The organism is Pseudomonas sp. GW456-12-10-14-LB2 (assembly GCF_002884345.1).
In the GTDB taxonomy this organism is placed as follows: domain Bacteria; phylum Pseudomonadota; class Gammaproteobacteria; order Pseudomonadales; family Pseudomonadaceae; genus Aquipseudomonas; species Aquipseudomonas paraglycinae.
Window position 1 is genome coordinate 121,190 of the sequence record NZ_POHV01000017.1, and the last position, 11,851, is coordinate 133,040.

The window sequence follows — 11,851 nt, forward strand, 5'->3', positions numbered from 1 at the left end:
TTCGGCTCAAGTCGCTCAACAACAATAATGAGTCTGCGAGGCCTTCCGTGATCCAGTTTTTACTTAACCAGGAACTCCGTAGCGAGCACGCCCTGGACCCGAACCTGACTGTGCTCAACTACCTGCGCGAACACGTGGGTAAATCCGGCACCAAAGAAGGCTGCGCCAGCGGTGACTGCGGCGCCTGTACGGTGGTGGTCGGCGAGTTGCAGACGGATGACGATGGCCGCGAGCACATTCGCTATCGCAGCCTCAACTCGTGCCTGACGTTCGTTTCGTCGCTGCACGGCAAGCAATTGATCAGCGTCGAAGACCTCAAGCACAAAGGCGAACTGCACAGCGTGCAGAAAGCCATGGTCGAGTGCCACGGTTCGCAGTGCGGTTTCTGCACCCCCGGATTCGTGATGTCGCTGTTCGCCCTGCAAAAGAACAGCGATGCACCGGATCAGGCCAAGGCCCACGAAGCGCTGGCGGGCAACCTCTGCCGCTGCACCGGCTACCGGCCGATCCTGGCCGCCGCCGAACAATCCTGCTGCGCCAAGCAACCGGATCAGTTCGACGCCCGTGAAGCCGAAACCATCTCCCGCCTCAAAGCCATTGCCCCGACGTCGATCGGCGAACTCAACAGCGGCGACAAACGCTGCCTGGTGCCGCTGACCGTGGCCGATCTGGCCGATCTCTACGACGCTTATCCACAGGCCCGCCTGCTGGCTGGCGGCACCGATCTGGCGCTGGAAGTCACTCAGTTCCACCGCACGTTGCCGGTGATGATCTACGTCGGCAACGTCGCCGAAATGAAGCGCATCGAGCACTTCGAGGATCGCATCGAAATCGGCGCCGCCACCGCCCTCTCCGACTGCTACGAAGCGCTGAACGCCGAGTACCCGGACTTCGGCGAACTGCTGCACCGCTTCGCCTCGCTGCAGATCCGCAACCAGGGCACCCTCGGCGGCAACATCGGCAACGCCTCGCCGATCGGTGACTCGCCACCGCTGCTGATTGCCCTCGGCGCGCAGATCGTGCTGTGCAAGGGCGAGACCCGCCGCACGCTGGCCCTCGAGGATTACTTCATCGATTACCGGGTTACCGCACGTCAGGAAAGCGAGTTCATCGAGAAGATCATCGTCCCACGCGCCACGGCCGAGCAGCGCTTCCGCGCCTACAAAGTCTCCAAGCGTCTGGACGACGACATCTCTGCCGTCTGCGCCGCGTTCAACCTGCGGGTCGAGAACGGCGTGATCACCGACGCCCGCGTCGCATTCGGTGGCATGGCCGCAATCCCGAAACGCGCCGCTCATTGCGAAGCCGTGCTGCTCGGTCAGCCGTTCAACAACGCTGTGGTCGAACGCGCCTGCACCGCGCTGGGCGAGGATTTCACCCCGCTCTCGGACTTCCGCGCCAGCAAGGAATACCGCCTGCTCAGCGCGCAGAACCTGCTGCGCAAATACTTCATCGAACTGCAAACACCGCACATCGAGACTCGGGTGACCGCTTATGTCTAACCATCACGGCGTAGAGAAAACTCAAGCTGAACTGGCTGAATTGTTCGCCAAGGACCTGACCACCGGCGTCGGCCGCAGCGTCAAGCACGACAGCGCCGCCAAGCATGTGTCCGGTGAAGCGCAGTACATCGACGACCGCCTGGAATTCCCAAACCAGTTGCACGTTTACGCACGGCTGTCGGATCGCGCCCACGCGAAAATCATCAGCATCGACACCAAGCCCTGCTACGCCTTCGAAGGCGTGCGCATCGCCATTACCCACGAAGACGTACCGGGCCTGAAAGACATCGGCCCGCTGCTGCCGGGTGATCCGCTGCTGGCCATCGATGACGTGCAGTTCGTCGGTCAACCGGTGCTGGCCGTTGCCGCGAAAGACCTCGAAACCGCACGCAAGGCCGCCATGGCCGCGATCATCGAATACGAAGATCTGGAGCCGGTGCTGGACGTGGTCGAAGCCCTGCGCAAGCGCCACTTCGTGCTCGACAGCCACACCCATCAGCGCGGCGATTCGACCACGGCGCTGGCCACGGCCGAACATCGTATTCAGGGCACGCTGCACATCGGCGGCCAGGAACACTTCTATCTGGAAACCCAGATCTCCTCGGTAATGCCGACCGAAGATGGCGGCATGATCGTTTACTGCTCGACCCAGAACCCCACCGAAGTGCAGAAACTGGTGGCCGAAGTTCTCGACGTGTCGATGAATAAAATCGTGGTCGACATGCGCCGCATGGGCGGTGGTTTCGGCGGCAAGGAAACCCAGGCCGCGAGCCCGGCCTGCCTTTGTGCAGTGATCGCGCACCTCACCGGCCAACCGACCAAGATGCGCCTGCCGCGTGTCGAAGACATGCTGATGACCGGCAAGCGTCACCCGTTCTACGTCGAGTACGACGTCGGCTTCGACAGCACCGGGCGTCTGCACGGGATCGCGATGGATCTGGCCGGTAACTGCGGCTGCTCGCCTGACCTGTCGGCCTCGATTGTCGACCGGGCGATGTTCCACTCGGACAACTCGTACTACCTGGGCGATGCGACCATCAACGGTCACCGCTGCAAGACCAACACCGCGTCGAACACTGCCTACCGTGGTTTCGGCGGCCCGCAAGGAATGGTCGCGATCGAGGAAGTGATGGACGCCATCGCCCGTCACCTGAACCTCGATCCGCTGGCCGTGCGCAAGGCCAACTACTACGGCAAGACCGAGCGCAACGTCACCCACTACTACCAGACCGTCGAGCACAACATGCTCGAGGAGATGACCGCTGAACTGGAAGAAAGCAGCCAGTACGCCGAGCGTCGCGAAGCGATCCGTCGCTACAACGCCAACAGCCCGATCCTGAAAAAAGGCCTGGCGCTGACCCCGGTGAAATTCGGCATTTCCTTCACTGCCAGCTTCCTCAATCAGGCCGGTGCGCTGGTGCACGTCTACACCGACGGCAGCATCCACCTGAACCACGGCGGCACGGAAATGGGCCAGGGTCTGAACACCAAAGTCGCGCAGGTCGTGGCCGAAGTGTTCCAGGTGGAAATGGACCGCGTGCAGATCACTGCGACCAATACCGACAAGGTGCCGAACACCTCGCCGACCGCGGCCTCCAGCGGCGCCGACCTCAACGGCAAAGCGGCGCAGAACGCTGCCGAGACAATCAAGCAGCGGCTGGTCGAATTCGCCGCGCGGCACTACAAAGTCAGCGAAGAAGACGTGGAATTCCACAACGGCCACGTGCGCGTTCGTGACCATATCCTGACCTTCGAAGCGCTGATCCAGCTGGCGTATTTCAACCAGGTGTCGCTGTCGAGCACCGGGTTCTACAAGACCCCGAAAATCTACTACGACCGCAGTCAGGCCCGTGGTCGGCCGTTCTACTACTTCGCCTTCGGCGCGGCGTGCTGCGAAGTGATCGTCGACACCCTGACCGGCGAGTACAAGATGCTGCGTACCGACATCCTGCACGACGTCGGCGCCTCGCTGAACCCGGCCATCGACATCGGTCAGGTCGAGGGTGGTTTCGTTCAGGGCATGGGCTGGCTGACCATGGAAGAACTGGTGTGGAACAACAAGGGCAAGCTGATGACCAACGGCCCGGCCAGCTACAAGATCCCGGCCGTGGCGGACATGCCGCTGGACCTGCGGGTGAAGCTGGTGGAAAACCGCAAGAACCCGGAAGACACGGTGTTCCATTCCAAGGCTGTGGGTGAGCCGCCGTTCATGCTCGGCATCGCCGCGTGGTGTGCGATCAAGGATGCGGTGGCCAGCCTTGGCGACTACAAGCATCAGCCGAAGATCGACGCGCCGGCGACCCCGGAGCGGGTCTTGTGGGGTTGCGAGCAGATGCGCCAGCTCAAGGCGGTGAAAGCCGTCGAAGCTGAAACCGAGGTCGTTTGATGATCGTTCCCACGCTCTGCGTGGGAATGCAGCCGGCGACGCTCTGCGTCGCATCCTGAACAGCGGACGCGGAGCGTCCAGTGATGCATTCCCACGCGACGGTTCGACGCCTCGACGTGGGAACGATCTGAGAGGTGAGATATGTACAACTGGATCGACGCCCTCGCCGACCTGCAGAACCAGGGCGAACCCTGTGTTCTGGTGACGATCATCGAAGAGCTCGGCTCGACGCCGCGCAATGCCGGCTCGAAGATGGTCGTCAGCGCCCGCCAGACGTTCGACACCATCGGTGGCGGGCACCTGGAATACAAAGCCATGCAGATCGCCCGCGACATGCTCGCCAGCGGCAAGCAGGACACCCATCTGGAGCGTTTCAGCCTCGGCGCCAGCCTCGGCCAGTGCTGCGGCGGCGCCACGGTGCTGCTGTTCGAACCGATGGGCCAGGTGCAGGCGCAGATCGCCGTGTTCGGCGCCGGTCATGTCGGTCGCGCGCTGGTACCCTTGCTCGCCAGCCTGCCCTGCCGGGTGCGCTGGATCGATTCCCGGGAAGAGGAATTCCCCGAGCAGATTCCCCACGGCGTGCGCAAAATCGTCGCCGAGGAGCCTGTGGATGAAATCGACGACCTGCCCGCCGGCAGCTACTGCATCGTCATGACCCACAATCATCAGTTGGATCTGGAACTCACCGCCGCGATCCTCAAGCGCAACGACTTTACCTGGTTCGGCCTGATCGGTTCGAAAACCAAACGGGCCAAGTTCGAACATCGCCTGCGTGATCGTGGTTTCGACGCCAGTGTCGTGCAACGCATGCGCTGCCCGATGGGCATCGGCGAAGTCAAAGGCAAGTTGCCTGTGGAAATCGCCATCTCCATCGCCGGCGAAATCATCGCCACCTATAACGCCAATTTCGGCCAGCACACCGCCAGTGCCGAACCGATTGCCAAACTGCTGCCGGTTTCGCGCCGCAGTCAGGCCGCCACACTCAAAGCCTCAAACTGATTAGAGAACCCTCATGCCTCTGACTCGCAAAGCCTACCGCGCCGCCATCCTGCACAGCATCGCCGACCCTGCCGAGGTCGGCATCGAAGCCTCCTACGAGTATTTCGAGGACGGCCTGCTGGTGGTCGATGACGGCAAGATCAGCGCCCTCGGCCACGCCAGCGAACTGCTGCCGACCCTGCCGGCGGACATCGAGATCGTTCATCACAAGGATGCGCTGATCACCCCGGGCTTCATCGACACCCACATCCACCTGCCGCAAACCGGCATGGTCGGCGCCTACGGCGAGCAACTGCTGGACTGGCTGAACACCTACACCTTCCCGTGCGAAAGCCAGTTCGCCGACAAGGCCCACGCCGATGAAGTCGCGGACATTTTCATCAAGGAACTGCTGCGCAACGGCACCACCACCGCGCTGGTGTTCGGCAGCGTGCATCCGCAATCGGTGAACTCGTTCTTCGAAGCGGCCGAGAAGCTGGATCTGCGGATGATCGCCGGCAAGGTGATGATGGACCGCAACGCGCCGGACTACCTGACCGACACCCCGGAATCGAGCTACGTCGACAGCAAGGCGCTGATCGAGCGCTGGCACGGCAAGGGTCGTCTGCACTATGCCGTCACCCCGCGTTTCGCCCCGACCAGCACCCCGGAACAACTGACCCTCGCCGGCCAGTTGCTCAGCGAATACCCGGATCTGTACATGCAGACCCACATCAGCGAAAACCTCAAGGAAGTCGAGTGGGTCAAGGAGCTGTTCCCGGAGCGCAAAGGCTATCTGGACGTCTACGATCACTACCAGTTGCTCGGCGAGCGTTCGGTGTTCGCCCATGGCGTGCACCTGTGCGATGACGAATGCGCCCGCCTGGCGGAGACCGGTTCGGCGGTTGCGTTCTGCCCGACCTCGAACTTCTTCCTCGGCAGCGGCCTGTTCAACCTGCCGATGGCCGAGAAGCACAAACTGAACGTCGGCCTCGGGACTGACGTCGGCGGCGGCACCAGTTTCTCGCTGCTGCAAACCCTGAACGAAGCCTACAAGGTGATGCAGCTGCAAGGTGCGCGCCTGAGCCCGTTCAAGTCGCTGTACCTCGCCACCCTCGGCGGCGCGCGGGCGCTGCGCCTGGAAGACAAGATCGGCAACCTGCAACCAGGCTCCGACGCCGACTTCCTGGTGCTGGACTACAACGCCACGCCGCTGCTGAGCTACCGCTTGAAGCAGGCCAACAACATCGCCGAGACGCTGTTCGTGCTGATGACCCTGGGCGATGACCGCACTGTGGCCCAGACCTACGCAGCAGGCGCGCTGGTGCACCAGCGCTAACTGATTGCTCGATCGTTCCCACGCTCTGCGTGGGAATGCAGCCCGTGACGCTCTGCGTCACTGGACGCGGAGCGTCCCCAGAGGCATTCCCACGCAGAGCGTGGGAACGATCAGACGGACAAACAAAATCCCCCGGTACTTTGCAGTCCGGGGGATTTTTATTGCCTGTCGATTCGCCTCAGAGCTTGACCGCCGGCCGCCCCGGCTTCTTGGTCTGCAACAGGTGCGAGAACACTGCATGCAGATCGTCCGAAGCACTTTCCTCGTCGAGGTTGAGCTTGCTGTCGATGTGATCCATGTGATGCATCATCAGGTCCACCGCCAGCTCGCCGTTGCGCGCTTCGATGGCATCGATCAACTGGGTGTGCTCGTCGTAGGAACAGTGCGAGCGGTTGCCGCTTTCATATTGGGCAATGATCAGCGACGTCTGCGAAACCAGGCTGCGCTGGAAGCTGATCAACGGCGCGTTCTTCGCCGCTTCGGCCAGTTTCAGGTGGAATTCACCCGAGAGACGGATGCCGGCACCGCGATCGCCACGGGAGAAGCTGTCGCGCTCGTCGTTGACCATCTGGCGCAGTTCGGCGATCTGCTCGGCGGTGGCGTGTTGCACCGCCAGCTCGGTGATCGCGCGTTCCACCAGACGTCGGGCGAGGAACACCTGACGCGCCTCTTCAACGCTCGGGCTGGCAACGACTGCGCCACGGTTCGGCCGCAACAGCACCACGCCTTCATGGGCCAGACGCGAGAGCGCGCGGCGAATGATGGTGCGGCTGACCCCGAAAATTTCCCCCAGCGCTTCTTCGCTCAACTTGGTGCCGGGCGCCAGACGCTGTTCGAGGATGGCCTCGAAGATATGCGCATAGACAATATCGTCCTGGGTTCCGCTGCGGCCGGCTTTGCCTGCTCGCGGTTGTTTCTTGAGGGGTTGCAACTGTTCGTTCATGGGCACTCGAGTCGGGAAGAACGGCGGCGAATTGACCGTGACTGTAATACGGCACAGTGGGTCGCTGGCAAGTATCGCGTAAAAAACAGCGCGATTGTACACAATGGAAGGTGGCAACACGACTGTACGGCTGTTTGTGGCTTCGGCTGTATTGCAACGCTCCGTTACGTTTGAGTTTAGGCTTAAACCCGAAATCCGTGGTTTGAACAAGGAACGCCGCTGTCATGAACGAAATTACCCACACCCGACTGCGCCCGCTAGCGGACACATCGCCCTCCGCCATCGTCGCCGGGTTCATCGCGATGATGACCGGCTACACCAGTTCGCTGGTGCTGATGTTCCAGGCCGGGCAAGCGGCGGGCCTGACCAGCGGGCAGATTTCGTCGTGGATCTGGGCGATCTCCATCGGCATGGCGGTGTGTTCGATCGGCCTGTCGCTGCGCTATCGCACGCCGATCACCATTGCCTGGTCGACGCCCGGCGCGGCGCTGCTGATCACCAGTCTTGGCGGCGTGAGCTACGGCGAAGCCATCGGTGCCTACATTACCTGCGCGGTGCTGGTGACGATTTGCGGCCTGACCGGCAGCTTCGAACGGCTGGTGAAAAAGATCCCGGCCTCCCTCGCCGCCGCGCTGCTGGCGGGGATTCTGTTCAAGATCGGCAGCGAAATCTTCGTCGCCGCGCAACACCGCACCGGTCTGGTGCTGGGGATGTTCTTCACTTATCTCATCGTCAAACGCCTGTCGCCACGCTATGCGGTGCTTGCCGCGCTGCTGATCGGCACCGCGCTGTCGGGTTTCATGGGTTTGCTGGACTTCAGCGGCTTTCATCTGGAAGTGGCGACACCGGTCTGGACCACGCCGCACTTTTCCCTGGCCGCGACCATCAGCATCGGCATTCCGCTGTTTGTCGTAGCGATGACCTCGCAAAACATGCCCGGCATCGCCGTGCTGCGGGCCGACGGCTACAACGTCCCGGCCTCGCCGCTGATCACCTCCACCGGCATCGCGTCCCTGCTGCTGGCGCCGTTTGGTTCCCACGGCATCAACCTCGCAGCGATCAGCGCGGCGATCTGCACCGGGCCGCATGCCCATGAGGATCGCAACAAACGTTACACCGCTGCGGTGTGGTGCGGGATTTTCTACGGGATTGCCGGGGTGTTCGGCGCCACGCTGGCGGCGCTGTTCGCCGCGCTGCCGAAGGAATTGGTGCTGTCGATTGCCGCACTGGCGCTTTTCGGCTCGATCATCAACGGCTTGAGCATCGCCATGACCGAGGTGAAGGAACGGGAAGCGGCGCTGATCACTTTCATGGTCACGGCGTCGGGGCTGACGCTGTTTTCCATCGGTTCGGCGTTCTGGGGGATTGTCGCGGGGGTGTTGACCTTGCTGATCCTCAACTGGCGCAAGGCTTGAGGCCTCGTTAAAAAGCAGGCATAAAAAAACGGCGACCCTCAGGTCGCCGTTTTTTTCAGTATCACTTAGCCGGGTTGATCGGCTTTTCCGGATACCAAACGTCCAGCAGCGGGCTGATTTCAGTAGAAGTCAGCTCGGAGCGGGTTTTCAGCCAGGCTTCAACAGCAGCGCGCTGCTCTTCGGAGACCGAACCACGCTTCTGCAGGCAAACCAGACCGAAGTCGTCGCCGCCGACATAGCCCAGACCGTTGGCTTCCATGGCTTCTTTGATGAATGCTTCGAGGAAAGCGTCAATGGCTTCTTCGGACAGGTCTTCTTTGAAGCCCAGGTTCAGTTCGAAACCCAGCTCTTGAAATTCATCGACGCACAGTTTTTTGCGCAGACGCTGGGAACGGTTAGTCGCCATTGGAACAATCCTCTTAAGTAATAACGGCCGGCACTTTACCAGTTTAAGCCGGCGATTGCCCGACTCTCTGGGACGTGCGTGCGACCGCCTGTAAAAAAATAACGAATTGGCGCCCTTGCGAAAGGCACAAGCTGTTACACCTTGGGGCATAATGCCGACACTTTCATAACCACTGAGGGCCTTTTCATCCATGTCCTCGTCTTTTTTCCCCTCGGCTGTAGGGTTTTATTTCATATGATCAAATCGTTGCGTCCTCTGCTCCTGGCCGGTCTTCTTCTGCCGCTGGCCCTGCCCGTCTCCGCTGCCACCATCAACACCGCCCTGACCCCCAACGTCGAAAAAGCCCTCAAGGCCAGCAAGCTGCAGCCCACCGCCCTGTCGCTGGTGATGGTGCCGCTGGACGGCCCGGGCACGCCGACCGTGTACAACGCCGACGTCTCGGTCAACCCGGCCTCGACCATGAAGCTGGTCACCACGTACGCGGCGCTGGAAATGCTCGGCCCCAACCATCAGTGGAAAACCGAGTTCTACACCGACGGCGACCTGAACGGCGGGATCCTCAACGGCAACCTCTACCTCAAGGGTGGCGGCGATCCGAAGCTGAACATGGAAAAACTCTGGCTGCTGATGCGCGACCTGCGTGCCAACGGCGTAACCCAGGTCACCGGTGATCTGGTATTGGATCGCAGCTTCTTCGTGCAGCCGCAACTGCCGGAATTCAACGATGACGGCAACGACGAGAACAAGCCGTTCCTGGTCAAGCCGGATTCACTGCTGGTCAACCTCAAGGCCCTGCGTTTCGTGGCCCGCAACGACAATGGTCGGGTGTTGATCTCGGTTGAACCGCCGATTGCCAGCATCAACATCGAAAACACCGTCAAAGCGCTCAACTCCAAACAATGCACCGGCGGCGTGCGCTACAACCCGGTGCCGCAAGCCGATGGCAGCGTGACCGTGACCGTGGCCGGCCAGTTGGGCGAAGGCTGCAGCTCGCAGACTTATCTGTCGCTGCTCGACCACGCGACCTACACCGCCGGCGCCGTGCGGGCGATCTGGAAGGAACTGGGCGGCAGCATCCAGGGCAAGGATCGTCTGGCCCCGACCCCGAGCAGCGCCAAAGTGCTGGCCCGCGCGTTTTCGCCGGATCTGGCGGAAATCATCCGCGACATCAACAAGTACAGTAACAACACCATGGCTCAGCAGCTGTTCCTGAGCCTGGGCCAGAAATTCCGCAACGACGCCGACGGCGATGACGCCAAGGCCGCGCAACGCGTGGTGCGTCAGTGGCTGGCGAAGAAAGGCATCACCGCGCCGCACCTGGTGATGGAGAACGGCTCCGGTCTGTCGCGCTCCGAGCGAGTCAGTGCCCGTGAAATGGCCAGCATGCTGCAAGCGGCCTGGCACAGCCCGTACGCCGCCGAGTACATCAGCTCGCTGCCGATTGCCGGCACCGACGGCACCATGCGCAAACGCCTGAAGACCACCGCGATGCGCGGCGAAGCCCACGTCAAGACCGGCACCCTGAACACCGTACGGGCGATTGCCGGCTTCAGCCGCGACGTCAACGGCAACACCTGGGCGGTGGTGGCGATCCTCAACGATAAGGCCCCGTTCGGTGCGTCGTCGGTGCTGGATCAGGTGCTGCTGGATCTCTACAAACAGCCGCGGACGCCGCAGACTGCTTCGGTTCTGTAATCCCCCGTACATGATTGTTCCCACGCTCTGCGTGCGAATACAGCCCGTGACGCTCTGCGTCACTGGACGCGGAGCGTCCCCGGAGGCATTCCCACGCAGAGCGTGGGAACGATCAGGTGGCAGAGGGGCTCAGTTCATCTGCCGCTCAACCCGATCCCGTCCGCCCTGCTTCGCCGCATAGACCCCGGAATCCGCCCGCAGCAACAGCGCGTCCGCGCCCTCTCCCGGTCGCCAGCTGGCAATCCCGAAACTGGCCGTCACCACCCCCACCACGTCGATCGGCGCACTGCGCAGGCTGTGCCATAACTCCTCGGCCAGCATGTGGGCGTGATCGCCGTCGATGTCCGGGCACAGCACCATGAACTCTTCGCCGCCCAACCGGCAGAACACGTCGGTACGCCGCAGACGATGGCCGATGCGCTCGCAGACCGCCTGCAATACGCGGTCGCCCACCGCGTGACCGTACTGATCGTTGATCCGCTTGAAGTGGTCGATGTCGAGCATGATCACCGACAACTCGCCGCCCCCACGCTCGACTCGGGCCATTTCGGTGGTCAAGCGCTCCTGGAAATAGCGCCGATTGTGAATGCCTGTCAGGGAATCGGTCACAGACAGTGCGCGCAGTTCTTCTTCGACGCGCTTCAGGTCGGAAATGTCGGAGATATAACCGTGCCACAGCACGCCGCCGCCCGGCAATTCCTCCGGGGTCGCCTCACCGCGAACCCAGCGCAGACCGCGCCCGGGTAACTGCACGCGGTATTCCTCGCGCCACGGGCTGAGGTTGTCCGCCGAGGCACGGATCGACTTGCGCACGCGGCTGACGTCCTGCGGGTGGATGCGGGTGAAGATCGCTTCGGCGTTGAGCAGCAGCACGTCCGGCTCCAGCTCGTAGATCTCACGGATGCCGTCGCTGGCGTAGATCACGCTGAAGCGACCGTCGAACTCCATTTTGAATTGATAGATCCCACCGGGCACGTGGGCGCTGAGTTTCTTCAACAGCACGTCCCGTGCGGCCAGCGCTTCGTGCACGCGCTTGCGCTCGGTGATGTCGATGCAGATCGCCAGATGGCCGACCCACAGCCCCTGCTCGTCCAGCACCGGCGTGGCCAGCATGTTCACTGGAATGTGGCTGCCGTCCTTGCGCACCAGCGTCCACTCGCGCGCCTCGTGCCCGCCCACTTCCCCGG

At 62.1% G+C, this 11,851-nt stretch carries 9 protein-coding genes; 6 read left to right on the plus strand and 3 right to left on the minus strand.

The annotated features are described in order from the left end of the window. Positions 1 to 47: 47 nt before the first annotated feature. The 4 genes from xdhA (at position 48) to guaD (ending at position 6,205) form a co-directional block, all read left to right on the plus strand. Entirely contained in the window at positions 48 to 1,502 is a 1,455-nt protein-coding gene (gene xdhA / locus C1X29_RS14295) for a xanthine dehydrogenase small subunit (RefSeq protein ID WP_102717724.1), read from the plus strand. Next, positions 1,495 to 3,888 carry a xanthine dehydrogenase molybdopterin binding subunit gene (gene xdhB / locus C1X29_RS14300; protein WP_102717725.1) on the plus strand — a complete coding sequence of 798 codons (2,394 nt, stop codon included), beginning with the start codon at positions 1,495 to 1,497 and terminating at the stop codon, positions 3,886 to 3,888. Before xdhA ends, xdhB begins: the two co-directional genes overlap by 8 nt. 141 nt (positions 3,889 to 4,029) lie before the next feature. Next, positions 4,030 to 4,887 (plus strand): xanthine dehydrogenase accessory protein XdhC, encoded by an 858-nt coding sequence (gene xdhC / locus C1X29_RS14305; RefSeq protein ID WP_064378758.1) that lies wholly within the window; start codon positions 4,030 to 4,032, stop codon positions 4,885 to 4,887. Positions 4,888 to 4,900: 13 nt separating this feature from the next. Continuing rightward, complete coding sequence (gene guaD / locus C1X29_RS14310) at positions 4,901 to 6,205, plus strand: guanine deaminase (RefSeq protein ID WP_102717726.1); 1,305 nt, start codon at positions 4,901 to 4,903, stop codon at positions 6,203 to 6,205. A 178-nt stretch (positions 6,206 to 6,383) separates the two neighbouring features. Here guaD and C1X29_RS14315 read toward each other — a convergent pair whose 3' ends face one another. After that, positions 6,384 to 7,148, minus strand: a complete 765-nt coding sequence (locus tag C1X29_RS14315) for a GntR family transcriptional regulator (protein ID WP_007952027.1) — start codon at positions 7,146 to 7,148, stop codon at positions 6,384 to 6,386. Between the two features lie 224 nt (positions 7,149 to 7,372). Here C1X29_RS14315 and C1X29_RS14320 point away from each other — a divergent pair, with 224 nt between their 5' ends. After that, positions 7,373 to 8,563 carry a benzoate/H(+) symporter BenE family transporter gene (locus tag C1X29_RS14320; protein ID WP_085747900.1) on the plus strand — a complete coding sequence of 397 codons (1,191 nt, stop codon included), beginning with the start codon at positions 7,373 to 7,375 and terminating at the stop codon, positions 8,561 to 8,563. Between the two features lie 61 nt (positions 8,564 to 8,624). Here C1X29_RS14320 and C1X29_RS14325 read toward each other — a convergent pair whose 3' ends face one another. After that, positions 8,625 to 8,969, minus strand: a complete 345-nt coding sequence (locus C1X29_RS14325; RefSeq protein WP_085747901.1) for a YggL family protein — start codon at positions 8,967 to 8,969, stop codon at positions 8,625 to 8,627. A gap of 234 nt (positions 8,970 to 9,203) precedes the next feature. On the opposite strand from C1X29_RS14325, the gene dacB reads away from it, so the two are divergent. Beyond that, on the plus strand, positions 9,204 to 10,664 hold the full coding sequence (gene dacB / locus C1X29_RS14330; protein WP_007952030.1) for a D-alanyl-D-alanine carboxypeptidase/D-alanyl-D-alanine-endopeptidase: 1,461 nt from the start codon (positions 9,204 to 9,206) through the stop codon (positions 10,662 to 10,664). A gap of 129 nt (positions 10,665 to 10,793) precedes the next feature. On the opposite strand, the gene C1X29_RS14335 is transcribed toward dacB, so the two are convergent. Next, positions 10,794 to 11,851, minus strand: a 1,058-nt coding sequence (locus C1X29_RS14335; RefSeq protein WP_146023258.1) for a sensor domain-containing diguanylate cyclase, incomplete at its 5' end; no start/stop codon positions are given.